A 20,737-nucleotide genomic window follows, 5' to 3' on the forward strand; every position below is an offset into this window, starting at 1 on the left:
CATATAGACACCCGTAAAAGCAGAAGCGCGCAAGGAGCAACGATGTCGCAGCAGTCAGTGATCACGGATGCGGTATTCGATTTCGGCGGTGTATTGCTCGACTGGCGGCCCCGCATGGCCTTGGAAGGCGCGCCCGGCGTGGCCCCGGGCGAATTGGACGATCTCTTCTCCGACGACGACCGCTGCGGCTTCAACTATTTCGAGGATCTGCGTGACAGTGGCATGTCTGCCGACGAAGTGCTCAGCCGCTACCGCGAGGAATACGATAGTCGGACAGCCGACCTGTACCAGCTGTTCGAGAGCCGTTGGACGCTTGGCTTGGCGGGAACCGTACCTGGCATGGAACAGTTGCTTGACGACCTGGCGCATGCGGGCGTGCGACTATGGGGCCTGACCAATTGGGCCGCGGACCGTTTCGTCGAGATCCGGCTCCGTTTCCCGGAGCTGATCGGTCGGCTGAATGGCGTGATCGTCTCGGGCGAGGAAGGCATGGTGAAACCCGATCCGGCGATCTATGCGCTCGCCGAACATCGGTTCGGACTCGAACCGCAGTCGACGGTATTCCTCGACGATGCGGCATACAACGTCCAAGCCGCGCAGGAGGCCGGCTGGTCGGGCATCCGGTTCCGTTGCACGGAACAGGCGCGGCAGGAACTGCGTGCATTGATCCCGCGGTTGCGATAGGCATATGTTCCATGAGCCGGACGGGCCTCATCCGGGAGCCGAGACACTGTGTTGACGCCTCTTTCGCCGCACAATACAATCCACATTTCGGACTGAATGAGTCCGCATAGTAATCATTGGATGGTCGTCCGGGCAGTCGGGCGGCACAAGCAAACTGTGATGCTCAGGGTGGCGGAGGGAAACATGGAACATTTCTCACTGACGGCAAACAATATCTACGCCGAAAACCAGCGGAATGGCGCCAACAAGACCGATTGCAATCCGCAGGCGCATTGGCGCTCGGTCGCGTTGGACGATCTGGCCCTCGGTCCGCAAACACTCGGGAACGAGGCCGACGAAACGGACTTCTGGCCAAGCCGTCACGAGGAATACAACCGCTTGGAATGGGATCGCATGGACTGGGGCGCAGTGCGCCGCGAACTCGGCCGCGCCGCCGAGTTCGTCGACTCCACCGACGCGGCATGCCCGGAACTGGAATTCATCGTGCCGTCGATGCGCGAACGCACCTTCCTCGAGATGTGGTTCGGCTACGGAGACCCGAGCGTCGAAGCATGTCCTGACGCCACGGGCCGGCTCGCCGTTGGCTACGGCAAGCACCGCATCCGCGCGCTCGCCGACTATCCCATGTCCCCGCGCGACCGCGACCTGATGCGCCTGCCCGACACCGGTTTCACCCCCGATGGTCCGCTGCCCGGCGCCACGCGCATCCCGCTTATCGTGCATGCGGCCTGATTGACAGCTCGGTCGCCGGTCCGAGCATCGGGACCCGGGCGCGCGGATCTGGGATTCGGCCGACACTCCGTATGCGCGCCGTGTCCGTCCTACAGTTAGGCCCATGGGATATGACACGGAAGCCTCTGGCAAGACCTATGCGCTGACTTGTGACGCGGGCACCACGGCGATGAAGGGCGCTTTGGTGCGTGCCGATGGCGCTGTGGTCGCGTCGGCAATCGAACAGCTTGATCTCATCATCGATGGCGATCACCGTGAACAGGATCCGCGCCAATGGTGGCGGGCGTTCCTTGTGGTGATGCAACGCATGCTCGCTGAGGCGGGGGAGAAGGAGCCGAATTTCAACGCGTCCGCGATCGCCGGCGTCATCTTCAGCGGGCAGATGCAGGATCTCATCGCGCTTGACGATGATCTGGAACCGGTGCGCAACGCCATCCTGTATTCCGACGGTCGCGCCGCGGAACAAGCGGCGACCCTTGCGCAAGCGCTGGGGAAGATAGCGGACGAACGATCAGGCAGCGACGAATCGGAAGAAGCACGGCGCGCCATGGCCTGCGGAGACGCGCATATCGCCGACGATGGCCGCGCCCGCGGGGAGCGACGTTTCCTCGGTATCGTGGGCAACCGCCTCGAAGGTGGCATTCCGTTGCCCAAGCTCATGTGGCTGCGCGAACGCGAGCCCGAGACGTTCTCCCGCATGCGCCATGTGCTCATCAGTTCCAAGGACTATCTCATCGCGCGGCTGACCGGTGAGTGCGTGGGTGATGTGGCCGCCTGCTCCACGGCGGGCGCGATGGATATTCGCACCCATCGTTGGAGCGGGGAATTGCTTGGCGCCGCCGGTGTCGATGCCGCGCTATTGCCTGCGCTGCATTCCCCGCAGGAACATGTTGGCACCGTGCGGGCTGCGGCCGCCGCTGCCACCGGTCTGGCCGAGGGCACGCCGGTATTCGCCGGCTTCGGCGATGCCGGGGCGACCACCTTCGCCGCCGGCGTGACCGGCGCGGGCCAATTCAATATCAACCTCGGCACCTCCGGCTGGATCGCCACCGTTTCGCCGGAACCGTTCGTGGACAAACCCGGCGCGGCGAACCTCGCGTTCGGATTGAACGCCGGATTCGTCAACGCTGTGCCATTCCTCAACGCCGGCGACGTGCATAAATGGGTTACCGGCGTATTCGCGGGAGACGCAACCGTGCCATCCAACGCGCCAGCCGCCCAACTCGACTACGCCACCATGCACAGGCTCCTCGTTTCCAGCGAACCCGGCTCGAACGGCGTGCTATGCCTGCCATATCTGGTGGGGGAGCGGTTCCCGGTGATGAACCCCGCCATCCGCGGCGCCTATGTCGGCATCTCGCCGACCACGACGCGCGCCGACCTGGCCCGCGCGGCGCTGGAGGGCGTGGCCTTCTCCATCCGGCAGGGCATGGAAAGCTTTGAAACGGAACCAACCGAGATCACGCTGATCGGCGGCGGCGCACGCGAACACGTATGGTGCCAGATCATGGCCGATGTGCTCGGGCATCCGGTCGAGGCGTTCCGCAACGCCGACATCATGCCGTCCATCGCGCTGGCGTCGCTGGTATTCGATGATCCCAACCTGCCCGCATCCTGCCGGAACACGGTCCGCTACACGCCCGATCCGCAGGCCGTGGCCGTCTACGACAAAGCGTATGCCCGCTTCCTGCGGCTCTATCCCGCCATCAACGGACTCGCATAAGGATGGATTGCGGCGAATAAGCTCGACAAGACAAGGCCGGACGATGGCGAAGGCCGTGGTATAGAATTCGTTTCACATCGCTGACAGGAAAAGGGGAAACGTCATGTGCGGGGACCAGCGTCTGATAATCAATTTCCTTCCGTTGAATGCAACGGAACGCCGTCAGTTCGAAGAGGCTGCGGGCGATGCGGCACAGGTGTTCGCGGGGGATCCGGCTCAGCGTGGCTCGATGGGCTGGCATGCGGACCTCGGATCGCTGCCCGCGGATATCAAGGGGCGCGCAACGGCGGTGATCGGCAATATCCCGCCCGAGCAGTGCCGTGAATTGCCGCGCCTGGACTGGCTGCAGACCTGGAGCGCCGGCGTCGACAAGTATCTCGCACCCGGTGTGCTGCCCGACGCCAGCGACATCACCAATGCCTCGGGCGCCTATGGCCAGACCGTCTCCGAGCATATGTTCGCGATGCTGTGGTCCATCGCCAAGAACCTGCCTCTTTACGGGCGCAACCAAGCGTCCCACGATTGGCATGACAAGGGGCGCGCCCTGTCACCCGCCGACATGACCGTGCTCGTCATCGGCACCGGCGACATCGGCTCGCATTTCGCGCGGCTGTGCAAGGCCGTGGGCGCCACGACCATCGGCGTGCGCCGTGATCCGTCGCGCCCGGCCGAGGGCATCGATCGCATGATCGGATTCGATGCGCTCGACGAGGCGTTGCCGCACGTCGATGCGGTGGCGATGAGCGTGCCCTCCACTCCGGCCACCCACCATCTGCTCGATGCCAGGCGCCTCGCCCTGCTCAAGCCCGGCGTCATCGTCCTCAATGCGGGCCGTGGCGATGCCATCGACCCGGATGCGCTGCTGGTCGCCCTGCATGCGAACGTCCTCGCCGGCGCCGGTCTCGACGTGACCGAACCCGAGCCGCTGCCCGCCGACCATCCGCTGTGGGACGAGCCCCGTTGCCTGATCACTCCGCATGTCGCGGGCGGCAACCATCTGGCCGCGACCGAGGACCGCATCATCGCCATCGCGCTCGACAACGTGCGACGCTACGCCGCCGGACAACCCCTGCGCAACATCGTGCGGCGATAGACGCGGGCAATCTCAGGCACACATCCAATTAGGCATGGCAGGCATGAGCGCGGGGCGAAGTGGTTCGGCCATGCCGGCGAATGCGACCGAACCGTTGCCTTGTCTCGCGCCGCGCCCCTTTCTCACAGACTGCGGATCTCCGCCCCGAAGGGAAACAGCGCGAGCTTGGCCATCTTGAACGACTGGATTCCGAAAGGAATGCCGATGATCGTCACGCAATTGAGCACGCCGGCGACCAGATAGCCCACGGCCATCCACCAGCCGACCAATACGACCCACAGCACGTTGACCAGCATCGAACCGACCCCGCCGCCATAGGCCACGGTCTGGCCGAAGGGCGTGAGCGTGAGCGCGGCCATCTTGAAGGCCTGAAGTCCCAGCGGAATGCCGATGATCGTCACGCACAGCACCAGTCCGACGATCGCCCATCCAAACGCGATGACCAGACCGCCCAACACCAGCCACAGTATGTTCCCCAGAAGTCTCATACCCACGAGCCTATCGCACCCAACCCCGGGACTCATATAGGGGACATCCCTGGGATAGACGCGGATATGGTGAAGGCGGAGGTTCACCCACATAGATGTTGCCAATGGCCACGTCGGTTTTCGCCGCGCGGTGCTTCAATGGATGGTATGAGTGTGGAAGTGCCCGATATGGACGAATTGCTGCGTCTGGCACCAGTGGCCCGCTATGGAGACTGGGAGCCGGGGGAGTCGTCCCCTTCGCCGCGTGGCGGCGCGCGCCATCTGTCCGCCGTGCTGCCGGCCCTGTCCGCGGCCATCGGCTGCCCCATATCCACCGCCGTCCATCGCGATTCCCGCGCATTGCAGCATGCGTTGGGACTGCCCGATGTGCGCTCGGCCATCGTCGTGTTGGTCGATGGACTGGGCTTTTGGAATGTCGCCATGCGGCTTGGCCATGCGCCGACCCTGCGCTCGCTGATGCGCGAGACCGCCAACCAGCGGCCGATGTCCACTTGCGAGCCAAGCACCACCGTGGCCGCGATGGCGACCTTTGGCACCGGCACTTGCCCCGGTCTGACCGGCATGGCCGGGTACACGCAGCGCGATCCGGCCACCGGACGCATGATCCAGCTCATCCAATTCAAAGAAGTGCTTCCGCCCGAGGGCCAACAAGGCGGCATCCGGCCCGGGCGCACGGGAAGCGGCGTGACCGCCCGTCCCCAGTACGCGGCGCCGGCGCTCGACCCCCTCGACCTGCAGCGGGAGCCGACCGTCTTCGAGTCGCTTCAAGCCAATGGCGTGCGCGTCACCAGCTGCGGATTGGCCAAATTCGCTGATTCTCCGCTGACGTCGGCGGCCCTGCGCGGTCCCGAATACGTGGCCAAGGTGACGCCCGGCGAACGCGTGCGCGCCGCCGCCGAGGCCGCGCGCGAACCTGGGCTGACCTACCTCTATATCCGTGACACCGACAAAATCGGGCATGCGCACGGCTGGGACTCCGAACGCTGGATAGACGCCTTCGAACGCGTCGACGGGCAATTGGCCCAGCTGCGGCGCCTCGCCCCGCGCGGCACACTGATCGTCGTTCTCGCCGACCATGGAATGGTGACCGCCGACCCCGCCCAACGCATCGACATCGCCGCCGAACCGGCGTTGGCGCGCGGCGTGGCGCAGGTGGGAGGCGAGCCGCGCTCGCTGATGCTGTACGCCGAGGAGGGGCAGGACCCTCATGACATCGCCGGGCGTTGGCGGAATCGTCTTGGGGATTCGGCGCGCGTCACGCTCAGGGACGAGGCCATCGACGGGGGGCTGTTTGGCCCGGTGTCCGATCGGATCAGGCCGATGCTCGGGGACATCATCGTGCAGGCCGCCGGTCAGATCACGTTGGTCGACACACGCACACAGGGCGACAAGGCCACGCGGCTGCCGGCCGTCCATGGTTCGCAGACGATGCTGGAGTCGGATATCCCCTTTCTGGTCGACCTGATCTAGGCCTGGCACGGTCTGATGCGGCCGGCCGTACCAGATTTAGAGGGAGGTATTCCACCTCTCTCAGTCGCCAAAAAGGATCTCGTCCCAGCTGGGCACTGCCGAGCGCTTGGAACGCTTGCGTGGCTTGGCCTCGGGCGCCGCGTCGGCCGTCGGCTCGACGTGTTCCGTCGCATGATCGGAGGAGACCGGCGAGGTGGATTGCCGCGTGGCAGAGGGGGTTTCGTCCGCCGCGCCTTGAGCGGACATCAACGGATCGACGGGGGAGTCCGGCTGCCGGACGGCGTCATCGCCCGCGCTCGCCGGCGAGAGAGGCGACGTGCCGGTGGACGCCGAAGGCATGGGCTTCGCGTCGGTCTGTCCGCCCGGGGCTGCGTCGGCCTCCGTGTCGACGGGCGTGTCGGCGACCGGTTCAACCATACGCGCTGTCGCGGGACGGGCCGGCGGCAGCGAGGGTTCGGGCGTGCCCCACGAGGAGACGGCACGCTCGATGCGGGCGGAACGCACCGAATCGCCCGGTATCGTCCCCGCCGCGTCGATGCCGTCGTCCGGCGCGCCCACGGCGCCGGACCGATCCACGGCTCCGGACGCAGGCATCTCGCCGATCAGCTTGCGGGCAGTGCCATTGAGACACACCACGGCGTTGTCGTGCATGTTCCACGTCCACTCGGCGCGGGCCCTGCGCCCGGCCGAATCGAACTGCGCGATGATCTTCCAGGGCTCCAGTCCGCGTCGGGTGGCCTTCCATGACACCGATTCCATGCCGATGCGCGCCGCCGCCAGCGTGCGTTCGATGAGCTCGGCCACCGTGTGCACGCGGCTCTCCTTGGGCGCGGGCACACGCAGGAACTGTTCGATCGCGTATTGTTTCTCGGTCTCCACGGACGCGGAGAAGCGGCGCACCAGCGCCTCCTTGAGTCCATATCGCTCGGCCACGCGCGCCGGATCTGCGCCGGCCCGGATCAGCGCCTGGATCTGGGAGATCGGCAGCGTCGGCGTCGGGCGCACCTCGTCGTTCCGTTCCCCGGCGATCTGCTTGGCCTCGAGGACGGCCCTCTCGAGCGTTTCGTCGACACTCACGGCGAACCGCACGCCATCGGCCTCGAACACCAGTTCGCCCTGCCGGTCCACATGGTCGAACCGGGCCTTCGTCAGCGGCTCGTCTGACATGCGCGCACCACTCCTTCCGGCTGACGGACATACCTGTTCCAAGTATGCCCCACGCGGACGAACTTTACGGGTATTTCAAATCGTGTATCCTATTGCGCGAGTCACAGCCAGGGCTCATGTATGCTGTTGGCGCAGAACACGACTCAAGCCGGCCGAAAGCCGGCCCGACCGAGAAAGGACCGCGGATGGCACAGGACTATGATTCCCCCCGCAACAAGGACGAGGACGAGGAGTCGCTGCAGGCGCTCGGCAAGGGTTCGCAGAACTCCTCGAGCGACATCGACGACGATGAGAACGCCATCGCCGAGGACTACGAGCTGCCCGGCGCGGATCTGAGCAACGAGGATTCCTCGGTGACCGTCATTCCGATGCAGGGCGACGAGTTCATCTGCTCCGAATGCTATCTGGTCAAGCACCGCAGCCAGCTGGCGCACATGACCGAGGACGGACAGCCGGTGTGCCGGGAGTGCGCCGCCTGATGAGCTATGACGAGACCTACGACGAGCCGGAGAACACCGAGGTCCTGGTCAAGGCCGTCGATCCCGGCCAGCCCGCGGAGCTGACCCAGCTGTTCTACGCGCACGCGGGGGACGCCGGCGCGGACCTCAAGGCCGCCGAAGCCGTCGAACTCAAGCCCTTCGAGCGCGCGCTCGTGCCCACCGGCGTGGCCATCGCGCTGCCCGCCGGTTACGTCGGCCTCGTCCATCCCCGTTCCGGCCTGGCCGCCAAACAGGGCGTCACCGTGCTCAACGCCCCCGGCACCATCGACGCCGGATACCGCGGCGAAATCAAGGTGCCGCTGATCAACCTCGATCCCGAGCGCACCGTGCGCTTCGAAGTCGGCGACCGCATCGCCCAGCTGGTCATCCAGCGCTACGTCGAGGCGCGCTTCGTGCCCGCCGAGACGCTTCCGGGGTCCGACCGCGCCGAGCGCGGCTTCGGATCGACCGGAGTGGCGTCCGTCCAGTGATACGGCCTGCGCTAGGATACTGGAAGAGACACGGTTCGTAAGGCGAGGGAGGCGGCCATGGCAGGCAATGACGACGGATTCGAATCCGCGCGCAAACTCGGCTGCGAGATCGGCTCCGATCCGGTCAATCCGCTGCTGCCGATCATGCAGGCGTGCCGGTCCTATCATCCCGGCGAGGATATGACGATCCTCGAGCGCGCCTACCGCCGCGCCGTCATCCAGCACTCCCCGCAGCGCCGCAAATCCGGCGAGCCCTACATCATCCATCCGCTCGCCGTCGCGCAGATCCTCGCCGACCTCGGCATGGGGCCGATCGTCGTGGCCGCCGGTCTGCTGCACGACACGGTGGAGGACACCGACTACACGGTCGACGACTGCCGCGCCGAATTCGGCGACACCGTGACCGGACTGGTCGACGGCGTCACCAAGCTCACCAAGATGGATGTGGGCGACTCGGCGCAGGCCGAGACGATCCGCAAGATGGTCGTGGCGATGAGCCGCGATGTGCGCGTGCTGGTCGTCAAACTCGCCGACCGCGTGCACAACGCGCGCACCTGGCGCTATGTCAAGCCCTCCTCGGCGGCCAAGAAGGCGCGCGAAACGCTCGACGTCTACGCGCCTCTGGCCAACCGCCTCGGCATGAACGCGATCAAAACCGAGCTGGAGGAGCTGAGCTTCAAGGTCCTCTATCCGAAGATCTACAACGAGATCGTCGTGCTTGTGGCGCGCCGCGCCGGCCAGCGCGACGTCTATCTGGCGCAGATCCTCGCCGAGATCAACGATGATCTCGATTCCCAGCACATCAAGGCCTATGTGACGGGACGGCCGAAGGATTACTTCTCGATCTATCAGAAGATGATCGTGCGCGGGCATGATTTCGCGAATATCTACGATCTCGTGGGCGTGCGCATCATCGTCGACACGATCCAGGACTGCTATGCGGCGCTGGGCGCCGTGCACGCGCGATGGAGCCCGGTGCCGGGCCGATTCAAGGACTACATCGCCATGCCCAAGCTCAATATGTACCAGTCGTTGCACACGACGGTCGTGGGCCCCGGCGGCAAGCCCGTCGAAATCCAGATCCGCACCTGGGACATGCACCGTCGCGCCGAATTCGGCATCGCCGCCCATTGGAAATACAAGGAGAACGGCCAGGCGGGGCGCGCCCTGAGCTCGCCCGACAAGTCGGATCGCCGCCGCGAGGGGGACTCCGAACGGCAGGAGCTTTCCGAGGCCGATAACCTCAAGTGGATCCAGCAGCTGGCGGACTGGACGTCCGAGACGCCGGATTCCGATGAATTCCTCGGTTCCCTCAAGGAGGACCTTGGCGCCTCCGAGGTCTATGTGTTCACGCCGAAGGGCAAGATCGTCTCGCTGCCTGCGGAGGCCACGCCCGTCGACTTCGCCTATGCCGTGCACACCGAGGTCGGCCACCGCACGATGGGCGCGCGCGTCAACGGCCGCCTCGTGCCGCTGGACACCAAGCTCGACAATGGCGACACCGTCGAGGTGCTCACCTCGAAGTCCGACACCGCCGGTCCCTCGCGAGACTGGCTGAGCTTCGTCAAAAGCCCGAAGGCGCGCAACAAGATCCGCTCCTGGTTCTCCAAGGAACGGCGCACCGAGGCCATCGAGGAAGGCCGCGACGAGCTGACTCGCGCGATGCGCAAGCGTAGCCTGCCGATCAACACGCTGATGACCCCCGAGGCGCTGGTCGGTGTGGCGGACGAGCTTAATTTCGCGAATGCCGACGCGCTGTTCGCCGCCATCGGCGACGGGCAGGTCTCCACGCAGAACGTCATCTCGCATCTGGTCAAGGACGCGGGCTCCGACGAGGTCGACGAGGAGGTCGAGCAGGAGGCCCTGCCGTTGAAACCCGTCGAACGGGTGAAGAAGACGACAAGCGCCCTGGGCATCTCGGTCAAGGGCGTCGGCGACGTGTGGGTCAAGCTGGCCCGTTGCTGCACGCCGGTGCCGGGCGACGAGATCATCGGCTTCATCACGCGCAACGAGGGCGTCTCCGTGCACCGCGTCGACTGCCAGAACATGATCAACCTCAAGGACCGTCAGCCCGAGCGGGTCGTCGACGTGCAGTGGACGAGCACCAAGGGCACCTTCATGGTCAAGATCCAGGTCGAGGCGCTGGACCGTCGCAACCTGCTCTCCGACGTGACGCGCGTGCTGTCCGATCACGGGGTGAACATCATCTCCGGCTCGATCTCCACCGGTTCCGACCGCGTGGCCACCAGCCAGTTCAGCTTCGAAATGGCCGACCCGCAGCATCTGAACACACTGTTGGCGGCCGTGCGTCGCATTGACGGTGTCTTCGACGTCTACCGCATCACCGGCGCCAAGGACTCCGCCGAGCCGCGCCTGCGCAAGATGCAGTGAGGATGCCGTCGGAGGCAGGATCCCGCCGTTTCGACTGGATTAGTCCATTAGTCCCGTCCGTTGGCTCGTCCGTCGCGTTGGCTTCGACATCGCTCCGTCATGCCGTCACATTTTCCGAACGACACGCCGTTGTTCTGAAATTTGTGCCACTGAACGTCTCTCAGTGGCACTTCTTTCAGAAGATACGTGTGTCGTTCGGAAGAATATGCCACTGAGCGATCCGTAGTGGCACAAATTTCAGAACAGCGGCGTGTCGTTCCGAAAAACATGACGGGGACCTGCACGTATGCACAGGTCCCCGCAAAAAAGACGGTGGGAATGACGGTTACTCCGCCACGTCGACCGACACGATGACGGCCGGCTCGACCGGGCGGTCCATCGGATCGGTGGGCACGGCCTCGAGCTTGTCGACGACAGCCTTGGACTCGTCGTCGGCGACCTCGCCGAAGATCGTGTGATGGCCGTCGAGCCACGGGGTCGGCACGGTGGTGATGAAGAACTGCGAGCCGTTGGTGCCGTGGACCTTGCCATCCATGCCGCGGCGCAGGCCGGCGTTCGCCATCGCCAGGATGTACGGATGGTCGAACTTCAGCGACGGATCGATCTCATCGTCGAACTCATAGCCGGGGCCGCCGGTGCCGTTGCCCAGCGGGCAGCCGCCCTGAATCATGAAGTCCTTGATGATGCGGTGGAAGGTCAGGCCGTTGTAGAACTTGGCGTGGGAGGCGGCGCCGGTCATCGGATCGGTCCACTCCTTCTCGCCGGTGGCCAGGCCGAGGAAGTTCTTCACAGTCTCGGGAGCCTTGTCGTCGAACAGATTGATGCGGATATCGCCCTCGGAGGTGCGCATGATGATTTGAGTCATATCCCAAGTTTCGCATGCCCTTGCGACCGGTTTTGTGGCTGCCCGTGGACGTCTTCGCCGGTGCTGTGCAGATGGTATGTTCTGTCACCGTTCCGTCCAGGTTGCTTTGGCGTTACGGACGTGGATTGGCTTGTAGGAATGTCTCAACGGGTGTCGGTGCGGCCGGATCGAAGACATCCGCCTGAGGTACGAGTTGACGGAACAGTTTGATGACTGATTGATCGATTGCGGGTGGCGTCAGTGCTTTATCGGTGTCATGGAAAAGTGGCTCATGGTGGGCTATGCGGTTTCTGCATTCATTGATGAGCCGGATTTCCGCATTCAGATTCGCCCGGTTCGTTCCCCGAGGCCAGGCATGATGAAGATAGGGAATCCATACGGCGCGCTCGTGTGCTTTGTTGGTCAGATGCGTCCAGAACCCGAAAGAGAGGTTCGCAATGATCTTTCCAGGCTGCGGTGCTTCCTGATGTGAGGGTGTTGCGTTGCGGATGCTTGTCCTGTTCAATGCGTTGGCGTCGAATGGTTTTCCGGAGCTGCTGCGGCGATGTATGGGGATATTAACCGGAGATTCGCCGTCGAATAGCCAGTTATCGGCCCCGTTCCAACGTGAATTGATTTCGCGGTCGTAGGCGTTTCGCAGGGCTACTTCGAAGAATGCGATATCCTTCATCAGCGTCTGACCGAGGTCGATGTTCCATTCGTACAGCCGAAGGGCACGAGCCGTATTATTTCCGGCGGCATCGAGATAAGTTTGAAAGCGGGGAATCGAAGCCAGCTCTGGATCCTTGTTTTGTCGGGCGTGAGGCCTTGCCTTAGTGCGCTGATCATTCAAGGCCTCCTTGCCGCAGCGGGTAATGCAATGCCCCGGTGACTTGGAAACCAGCGGTCAGCACGGGGCTTATGTCGCTAAGCGTAAATGCGATGCGCGACGTTATGCTGTTGGCAGATATCGGCAGAGAAGCGCTGGGCGTTTGTTTTTGAGCACGGAGCTGATCTTGATTGTTCTCGGCGTCTGTAGGTGCCTCGTGTAAAACGAGTGCAATCGGCAGATTCTTCCACAATAGAAAACGTCGGAAATAAGCTAAAATGGACCATTGGCAGTTATCATGCGAGATACGCATGATGATTTGAGTCATGGCTCCAAGTTTCGCATGCCTAGGCAGGAAAGGAATTCCTGCTGCCATCATTGCTACATATCATCCACTTACGGGACAATCAGCGTATCCGTTGCAAAGCCAACGAGAAACGGATACATACGGTCCATGGGTAGACAGACAGTCGAGACGTCTAGATGCCTTCTACACAATCGCAGGCGAATCGCTGACCTACACGGTTGCTGACAAGGCTGGCAACAGAACTGAAATCAAGCGCGTCAGGAAGTGAACTGATCTCTAGAGACAACCAACGCGCATCGTCTCTCGGACCTGACCGTTAGGACCGGGAGACGATGCGTTCCTTACTGACGATTTCCGTCATCCTTGCGAGACGCGAAATCTCTCGAAAGCCTCCGACTATCCGTCCCCCCCCCCGTTAGAATCCGGTCTAACCGCGTCAAGTCACGGCCGACAACAGTCGCGGCAAGGCGGGGATGGAAAGAAGGAGAAATAATGACAGGCAAGCGAACGTCAACTGCCATCACAGGTTTGGCGCTGGCCGCCGCGACCGCATTGGGATGCGTATCCATCGCCACGCCCGCCAACGCGGAGATCACGGAAGGCGGAATTTCCACGCAATTTTCGTTGGGCGGAGGCCAGACCCGGGACATCCAGGACAGCACGAATCAGCCGGATTGCCTGGCTGCGCCGTACACGGTCAAGACCCAGCCCAAACATGGCTCCATCCAAGCCAAGAGCGGCGATGAGAGATTTATCTTCGCGACCTACACCGCGGACACGGATGCGCCCTATGATAAGGACGTCGACGACACGTTCGCCTTGGAGGTCACCCTGTCGGCATCCTGCTCCTTGGGGATCAACGACTTCGGCACGAAGAAGGACTACGACAAGGGCGATGTGCTGACGCTGGATTATGAGGTCGATGTGCTCAACCCGCCCGAGACCCAGTCCAAGACGCTGACGGTCAAGCCGGGCAGCGAGACCAAGTTGCCCATGCCGCCATTGGATGACGCGAACGGCTATTACTACTGGGAACCCATGCTTAACGGAGCCGAGCCGTCCGCGGGAGAGCTGAAGAACGTATCGAAGAAGGAGCCCTCCTCCTCCGGAGGCATTACCCTCAATGATCCTCGATATATCGCACCGAGCAATGAAGGCACCTACACGTTCACACTCGATTACTACCGGGGCGCCGGCGGCCATGGAGCGTACGAGCCAAACGCGTGGCCCATGTTCCGCGTGACCTACACGGTCAATGTGTCCAATGACGCGCCTGATTCGGCGGAGGCTTCCATCACATTCCGGAACGGGGACAAGTCGTTCACCGTCGATGGGTCGAAGAGCGCCGACGGCGCCTGGCAGCCGGACTCCAAGTTCGGCGCGCCCGCCGCGTACGACGTCAACCTGGCCTCGCTGGACGCATACGACGTCTACGGGTGGAACACCAAGCAAGATGGCACCGGCGCCTGGTACTACTTCCTGTACACCGAATCCGACCGCCAATATGTGCTCAGCCCGTCCAGGGACGGCGTGACGGCCGGCACGACGATGGACTACCCAGAAAACGGAACCTTGTACGCCGTGAAGACCACCTCGAAGAATGCCGGCAAACTGGTCCCATCCAAGACCAAGGCCACCAAGCAGGAGCTCAAGGACCTGACCTTCACGACCACGGGCTGGGGCGGAAGTAACAAACTGGCCGTGCGGCTGAACGCGTGCGCGGCGTCGTGGGCGACCTCCCAACCGGATTACACGGCGCACTGCCTGCCCATGCCGGGCCACCAGGCGAACAATGGCATTGCCCATACGTACACCTGGCAGCCCAGGCTCTCATCCCGCCTCATGGTCGGAGCGGACGGAACGTCGAAGGCCATGCGCCTCAATGACAGCAGCGATTTCAACGCTTTCATCGACGCCGCCTTCGCGGACGAACAAGTCAAGTACATCAACGTGACCGCCGCCCAGTTCGCGGACGTGAGTGGCACGACCATCGGGTCGATCGAACTGAACCGCGACTCCGGTTCCACTGGCGGCACCGAGACCCCTGATCCCGAGCCGACCCCCTCCGAGCCGACCGTGGTCACGCCTCCCGCCAACACCGAGCTCAGCTACGGCCAGGGGCTCGATCTCAACGGTATCAAGGTCGACTTCGGAGACGGCCAGGGCGTGGTCGATGCCACGGGCATGACCGTGTCCGGCTACGATTCCAGCAAGCCCGGCGTGCAGAAGGTCGTCCTCGCCTCTAAGAAGGATCCGACGAAGAAGGTCACGATCGAGGTGCTGGTCGGGTTCAAGGACGTGGACTCCTCCACCCCGCACCACGAGGAAATCAACCTGATCCTCAAGAAGGACATCACGCGAGGTTTCCCCGACGGCACGTTCGGCGGCATGCGCAGCCTGAACCGTCAGGATCTGGCGGCGTTCCTGTACCGCATGGCCGGGCAGCCGGACTACACGCCTTCGAAGGAGGACTTCGTGTTCACCGACGTCACCACCTCGACGCCGCATTACCGTGAGATTCTGTGGGCCGCGAAGAACGGTGTCGTCAAGGGCTATGACCAGCCCGACGGGACGCGCACCTACGCCGGTGGCAGGGACATCCTGCGCCAGGACATGATTGCGATGCTCTATCGGCTTGCTGGCAGCCTCAAGGTGGACGCCGGCCAGTCCTTCTCGGATGTGACCGACGCGACGCCTCACCACGAGGCGATTGCCTGGGCAAAACAGGCCGGTGTGACGACCGGCTTCCCCAACGGCACGTTCCAAGGTGGCGACACCATTGTCCGCCAGGACACCGCCGCGTTCCTCGGACGCATGATCGACAAGAACCTGATCAAGTTCTGACATCGTTCGCTCCAGAACAGAAGCGGTTGCCCCGTCCGGAAAAACCGGGCGGGGCAACCGCTTCTGTTCTGGAACGAACATCTCATCCGGGGCACGCTCATATCGACAACATGATGAGCTCTGCTTGATGTTCCAAACACACGCCATTGATGCCAGTGAAATACCACTCGTGCCCATGCGTCATCGCGCCGCATGTCATTGGAACAATAAGGATTGCCGAAGCCTATCATTAACAATGAACGCCATTATTCAGTGGTGTGCATGAAAGTGTCCAAAGGACGCACTTGTTTCATGCAGAAATAGCCGGACAGAGGCGTTCGGCGGAAAGGCTCCATCATGAACACATCACAGAGGTCCCCATCCCTGAAAGCAATGGGGGGGGGGTGACATTCGTCGTAAGTGGGTAGGACTCATCGCGGCGATGGCGTTCCTGCTATCGTCATTAGGCCTGTGCGCATCGCCGATGGCGGCTCCCACCGCTCGGGCGGAGGAGACGCCCAGCGGGGCATCTCCTTCGCAATCGGCCAGTGTGGCCACGACTCCCATCTATGTGGACGGCACGAATGGCAAAGACACCAACGATGGTCTGAACGTCGAAACCCCTGTTCAGGGTTTCGATAAGGCCTATGAACTGGCTGAGAAACAGCGCAAATCCAAGAACGCTGACATGGGTTCCATCGTGCTGGTGGGAGACACGTATTTTTCGCCCAATGGGAAGGCATCGCCCGATAAGGGTTATTTCGAAAAACATTATTCGGATATCATTTTGCCGGGATATCCGATGAGCATCAGTGCCCAGAATGATGTCAAGCTGATATTTCGCGCGTCGTCTATCAATTTGCAGGCTGCCACGCTGTTCCATGACCTGTACATCGATGCCAGCTATGTCTCAGGGAGCTGTCTCGTCGCCAACGGCTACGCGCTGACCTTCGGGCAGGGCGTCACCTACCAGTGGAAAGATAACGGGAAGGGTACCGGCTACAAGATTGTGGGCGGCGGCAACTACCGCGACTCCGTGAAAGGTAAATTGACAATCAACCCCGGCAGTGACCTGACTTTCGAGAGCGGCGACTACGCCATTGTCCTGGCTGGTTTCATAGGCAACAGTGCGGCGGAAGACGGCGTGTTCGATCAAAGTGGTTCCGAAGCGTATAACGTCATTGTTCGCGACGGCGCCCACATCCAAGATTTGTATACCGGAGGCATGGCCGATACCTTCGAACGGTCCGGCATCGTCAAATATCCCGGGGCCAATGTGTCGGTCGAAGGAGGCAAAGTCGACAGCTTGTATGGCGGAACCTATGGCCTCGGCATCTTCGTTGCGAAACAGGTGTCGTTGAGCCAGGGCAAGGTGACCGTGAACGTCTCCGGGGGAGAGGTGGGCGATCTCGTCGCAGGCAGCACCATCGGCGCCGTGAGTCCCGAGGACACTCAGCAAGCACCGACCTGGACCGTCACCGACTTCACGGCGAACATCACCGGCGGAAAGGTGGGAACCATCACTCCGGGCAATCTGATGGTGGGACTGAGCGGCTATCCTTGGCTTGACCGATATGATCACGTGGTCAATGCGCGTGCCGATGCCGTCACCATCGTCACATCCATCGATCTGTCCAAGACGCCCCTGCACTCCGGAGGCGCCTTCGCCGACGCGGGAATGGGAGATCCCATGCCCGGCGAGAAGTCCACCACCAACAGCCTTACCATGGTCGTCAATGCTGGAGGCGTTGCGCCAGGCTTGACGGACTCCTCGTCCGACAACGTCTCGTCCGCGGTTTCGCGCACACTGAGCATCGAAGGGGCCACGGCCGTTGTGCCGTCCGGGGCCGGCGAGGGCGCTCTTGACTACACCGGTCTGTCTCTGGCCGTCGGAGGAACGGCCATCATCGCGGAAAACCACGAGTGGAGCACAATCTCATCCGACGGCAATGCCGCCAACGCCATCCAACTGAAAACCGGCGCGGATGGCGCGCTGCCTCAGGTTAAGATTTCCGATAAGGTCCAATCAACCACTCCGATCGGTATCGCGGTCACCGGGACCGATGGCACTGTGACGGCCCCGAAGGAAGGCACAACACTTATCTCCTTCAATTCCGCGGATGCTGCACAGGCAGGCCTGTCCTCGTTCAAGCTCGTCGTTCCCGAAGGCACACTGGGATACGGCCTCGGTGTCAATGGGGCGGATCTCGTTGTTACGCGTGTGAACGCCACGGTCAGCTTCGATTCGAACGGGGGTTCGGAAGTTCCCTCGCAGAGCGTGATTCTTGGCGAGCGGGCAGCCAAGCCGGACAATCCCAGTAAGGCCGGGTATTCGTTCGCCGGCTGGTATTCGGACAAGGAGCTGTCTCAGGCCTATGATTTCACTGTTCCGGTGACGGCCGATCTGACGTTGTACGCCAAGTGGACCAGAAACAGCGGAGGAGGTGGCGGTGGAGGTAGTAGTGGCGGAGGATCGACCGTCACGCCGTCGAAGCCCCAAGTCGTGTCTCCTCCGTCGAACACGGACGTGCCCTTCGGAGGCCAGCTCGATCTCTCCGGTCTCGAGGTTGATTTCGGTGACGGCATGATTGTCGACGCCGAAGGCGTGACCGTCTCCGGAATCGACTCCTCGAAACCCGGCGCGCAGACCGCGACGCTCGCATCGAAGAAGGACGATTCCAAGAAAGTGGACATTAATGTGCTGGTCATGTTCAAGGATATGGACGACACGACCCCGCACCACGAGGAGATCCGCAGCCTTCTGGCCAAGGACATCACCCGGGGATTCCCCGACGGCACCTTCCGCGGCATGGCAAGCCTGAACCGTCAGGATCTGGCCGCCTTCCTCTACCGGATGGCCGGACAACCCGACTACGAGCCCGCGAAAGCCGACTTTGTGTTCGCTGATGTGGACGAGTCGACGCCGCATTACAGGGAGATTCTCTGGGCCGCGAAGAACGGCGTCGTCACCGGCTTCACCGCCGATGATGGGACGCGCACCTATGCGGGCGGCAAGGATATCCTACGACAGGACCTGATCGCAATGCTGCACCGCCTCGCAGGTGGTCCCGCGGCAGACAATGCCTCTTCGTTCACTGACGTGACAGCGCAGACCCCGCACGCCCAGGCGATCGCATGGGCCAAACAGGCCGGCGTGAGCACAGGATTCCCCGATGGCACTTTCCGCGGCGGACAGACCATCCTGCGCCAGGACGCGGCCGCGTTCCTCGGACGGGTGACCTCCAAAGGACTGGTCGCATTCTGACGCAACCAGACTGAAGCAATGATGGGCCAGAGCGAGGTGCCTCGCTCTGGCCCATCGCTTCAGAAAACCTAGACACTTTGAACATCCAGCAGTTTCAGTCCTCCATGGCGAGCATCTGGCACCGTGGAGAACTATGGAGTACGAGGACGTGATTTCCAAGGAACGCCTTGGCTTGATTGCCGGCCATAAGCCGCGTCAATAGCCTTGGGAAGCCCGGAACGTTCACGTTGTGAGACGGCGATGTCTCGTAACACGAGATGCGCGATACTGATGCGTTGATTGTGGGCTGCGAATATGGCCTGTCATCAATAGAGAAGGAAATTCATATGCATAAGGGAACGATGGCAAAGCTCGCGGCACTGACCAGTGCCGCCGCGATGCTCGTGGGATTGGCGGCCTGCGGCGGGGGGAACGCCGGCTCCGGAACTACCGCCAATGGCGGCAAGTCGCTCGTCGTGAACAACGTCTTCGATCTGAAGACGCTCGACCCGGCCCGCGACTTCGAGTTCACCGGCAAGTTCGTCAACCGCCAGACCTACGAGACCGTGCTCGACTACGGCGACGACGGCACGAACCTCAAGGAGGTCGTCCCCGCGGTCGCGCAATACACGATCTCCGATGACGCCAAGGTCGTCACCCTTACCGTGGACGGCTCGCACACCTTCTCCGACGGCGCCAAGGTGACCGCCGAGGACGTGGCCTTCAGCCTGCAGCGCGTCATCGGCGTGCAGGGCAACCCCGCGTTCCTGCTCAACGACCCCGCCGGCAAGCCCGTCAAGGTCAAGCAGACCGACGACAAGACCGTGACGCTGACCAGCTCCGTGGCGAACCCGGCGCTGCCCTACATCCTGCCGAACCCGTCGCTGGCGGTGCTGGAGAAGAAGGTCGTCGAGGCCCACGGCGGCACCACCGATGCCAACGACAAGGCCGACGAATGGCTGAACTCGAACTCCATCGGCTCCGGCCCCTACAAGGTGACCTCGGTCGATCCCAAGAGCGAGGTCAAGATCGAGGCCAACGACAAGTACTCCGGCAAATACAAGCCGACCTACACGAACGTGGTCCTTCAGAACGTGAAGGGCTCGACCCAGAAGGTGAACATGCAGGCCGGCTCCGCCCAGCTCGCCTTCGACGTCAACCAGGACGATCTCAAGGGCCTCGACGGCGGCAACACCAAGGTGGCCAAGGCCGAGTCGCTCTACACCTTCTTCCTCTGGCTCAACTCCCAGGAACAGTATGGCAAGCAGGCCTCGGACCCCAAGTTCGTGCAGGCGTTCCGCCATGCCATCGACTATGACGCGATCGTCGACCTGGCCGGCGAGGGCGCGGTGCAGGCCCCGGGCATCATCCCGGGCTCTGTCGAAGGGTCGCTCGAATCCGACGAGTCCAACACCTACGATCCGGCCAAGGCCAAGAAGCTGCTCTCCGAAAGCGGCTACAAGGGCGAGCCCATCGCCTTCGAGTTCAGCTCCGAATACAACATCGCCGGCGTCAATCTGCAGACTTTGGCGCAGCTGATCCAGCAGCAGGTCAAGAAGGTGGGCATCAACCTCGAGCTCAAGCCCTCGCCCTCGACCACGTTCCTCGATTCCTATCGCTCCGGCAAGGCCCAGGCCGGCCTGATCTTCTGGCAGGCCGACTACCCGGATCCCGCCGACTACGCCGCCTTCGGCCCCGATGGGTCCGTGGGCCTGCGCGCCGGCTGGGACACCACGGCGAACGCCACCGGCGCCGCCCAGGTCAAGCCCGCCTTCGACGCCGCCTCCGCGGCGACGGACCCCGCCACCCGCGCCAAGGCGTGGCAGGAGGCCCAGAAGGCCATGAACGAGAACGGCCCGTTCGTGCCGCTGGTCACGCCGAGCAACTCCATCGTCTACGCGAATTCGCTGCAGAACGTCAAGGCGAATCCGATGTGGTACATCGACCTCGCCCTGCTGAAGTGACGTCCGTC

16 protein-coding genes are annotated in these 20,737 nt (G+C 62.8%); 11 read left to right on the top strand and 5 right to left on the bottom strand.

Translation table 11 applies throughout. From position 1 onward, the window contains the following. Window positions 1-42 precede the first annotated feature (42 nt). From AC1AUD_RS06495 to AC1AUD_RS06510, 4 genes are all read left to right on the top strand, one after another. A complete protein-coding gene (locus AC1AUD_RS06495) occupies window positions 43-684 on the top strand; it encodes an HAD family hydrolase (protein WP_476573235.1) in 642 nt (213 codons plus the stop codon). Between the two features lie 183 nt (window positions 685-867). Continuing rightward, on the top strand, window positions 868-1,416 hold the full coding sequence (locus AC1AUD_RS06500) for a hypothetical protein (RefSeq protein WP_476573237.1): 549 nt from the start codon (window positions 868-870) through the stop codon (window positions 1,414-1,416). A gap of 103 nt (window positions 1,417-1,519) precedes the next feature. Further along, entirely contained in the window at window positions 1,520-3,139 is a 1,620-nt protein-coding gene (locus AC1AUD_RS06505) for a xylulokinase (protein ID WP_476573239.1), read from the top strand. Window positions 3,140-3,242: 103 nt separating this feature from the next. Then, a complete protein-coding gene (locus AC1AUD_RS06510; protein WP_476573241.1) occupies window positions 3,243-4,232 on the top strand; it encodes a D-2-hydroxyacid dehydrogenase in 990 nt (329 codons plus the stop codon). A 122-nt stretch (window positions 4,233-4,354) separates the two neighbouring features. Here AC1AUD_RS06510 and AC1AUD_RS06515 read toward each other — a convergent pair whose 3' ends face one another. Then, on the bottom strand, window positions 4,355-4,720 hold the full coding sequence (locus AC1AUD_RS06515; protein WP_476573243.1) for a YccF domain-containing protein: 366 nt from the start codon (window positions 4,718-4,720) through the stop codon (window positions 4,355-4,357). A 147-nt stretch (window positions 4,721-4,867) separates the two neighbouring features. Here AC1AUD_RS06515 and AC1AUD_RS06520 point away from each other — a divergent pair, with 147 nt between their 5' ends. After that, window positions 4,868-6,190: an alkaline phosphatase family protein gene (locus tag AC1AUD_RS06520; RefSeq protein ID WP_476573245.1), complete on the top strand. Its 1,323-nt coding sequence runs from the start codon at window positions 4,868-4,870 to the stop codon at window positions 6,188-6,190. A gap of 60 nt (window positions 6,191-6,250) precedes the next feature. Here the strand turns inward: AC1AUD_RS06520 and sepH are convergent, their stop codons facing one another. Beyond that, window positions 6,251-7,357: a septation protein SepH gene (gene sepH, locus AC1AUD_RS06525; protein ID WP_476573247.1), complete on the bottom strand. Its 1,107-nt coding sequence runs from the start codon at window positions 7,355-7,357 to the stop codon at window positions 6,251-6,253. A 185-nt stretch (window positions 7,358-7,542) separates the two neighbouring features. Between sepH and AC1AUD_RS06530 the strand changes: the two genes are divergently transcribed. The 3 genes from AC1AUD_RS06530 to AC1AUD_RS06540 are packed head-to-tail and all read left to right on the top strand — an operon-like array spanning window position 7,543 to window position 10,718. Continuing rightward, a complete protein-coding gene (locus tag AC1AUD_RS06530) occupies window positions 7,543-7,836 on the top strand; it encodes a DUF4193 domain-containing protein (protein WP_476573249.1) in 294 nt (97 codons plus the stop codon). Further along, on the top strand, window positions 7,836-8,327 hold the full coding sequence (gene dut, locus AC1AUD_RS06535; RefSeq protein ID WP_476573251.1) for a dUTP diphosphatase: 492 nt from the start codon (window positions 7,836-7,838) through the stop codon (window positions 8,325-8,327). The genes AC1AUD_RS06530 and dut overlap by 1 nt, the downstream gene beginning before the upstream one ends. A 57-nt stretch (window positions 8,328-8,384) precedes the next feature. After that, window positions 8,385-10,718, top strand: a complete 2,334-nt coding sequence (locus AC1AUD_RS06540) for a RelA/SpoT family protein (protein WP_476573253.1) — start codon at window positions 8,385-8,387, stop codon at window positions 10,716-10,718. A gap of 325 nt (window positions 10,719-11,043) precedes the next feature. On the opposite strand, the gene AC1AUD_RS06545 is transcribed toward AC1AUD_RS06540, so the two are convergent. From AC1AUD_RS06545 to AC1AUD_RS06555, 3 genes are all read right to left on the bottom strand, one after another. Beyond that, the gene (locus tag AC1AUD_RS06545) at window positions 11,044-11,583 is read right to left on the bottom strand and encodes a peptidylprolyl isomerase (RefSeq protein ID WP_476573255.1); all 540 of its coding nucleotides are present in this window, start codon (window positions 11,581-11,583) and stop codon (window positions 11,044-11,046) included. Window positions 11,584-11,695: 112 nt separating this feature from the next. Continuing rightward, the gene (locus AC1AUD_RS06550) at window positions 11,696-12,415 is read right to left on the bottom strand and encodes an Abi family protein (RefSeq protein ID WP_476573257.1); all 720 of its coding nucleotides are present in this window, start codon (window positions 12,413-12,415) and stop codon (window positions 11,696-11,698) included. Continuing rightward, window positions 12,408-12,770 carry a hypothetical protein gene (locus AC1AUD_RS06555; RefSeq protein ID WP_476573258.1) on the bottom strand — a complete coding sequence of 121 codons (363 nt, stop codon included), beginning with the start codon at window positions 12,768-12,770 and terminating at the stop codon, window positions 12,408-12,410. Before AC1AUD_RS06555 ends, AC1AUD_RS06550 begins: the two co-directional genes overlap by 8 nt. A 420-nt stretch (window positions 12,771-13,190) precedes the next feature. On the opposite strand from AC1AUD_RS06555, the gene AC1AUD_RS06560 reads away from it, so the two are divergent. The 3 genes from AC1AUD_RS06560 (at window position 13,191) to AC1AUD_RS06570 (ending at window position 20,729) form a co-directional block, all read left to right on the top strand. Next, on the top strand, window positions 13,191-15,542 hold the full coding sequence (locus AC1AUD_RS06560; protein WP_476573259.1) for an S-layer homology domain-containing protein: 2,352 nt from the start codon (window positions 13,191-13,193) through the stop codon (window positions 15,540-15,542). A gap of 529 nt (window positions 15,543-16,071) precedes the next feature. Beyond that, on the top strand, window positions 16,072-18,786 hold the full coding sequence (locus AC1AUD_RS06565) for an InlB B-repeat-containing protein (RefSeq protein ID WP_476573261.1): 2,715 nt from the start codon (window positions 16,072-16,074) through the stop codon (window positions 18,784-18,786). Window positions 18,787-19,112: 326 nt separating this feature from the next. Next, entirely contained in the window at window positions 19,113-20,729 is a 1,617-nt protein-coding gene (locus AC1AUD_RS06570) for an ABC transporter substrate-binding protein (RefSeq protein ID WP_476573263.1), read from the top strand. Window positions 20,730-20,737 lie beyond the last annotated feature (8 nt).

Source organism: Bifidobacterium sp. LH_730 (genome assembly GCF_056355835.1).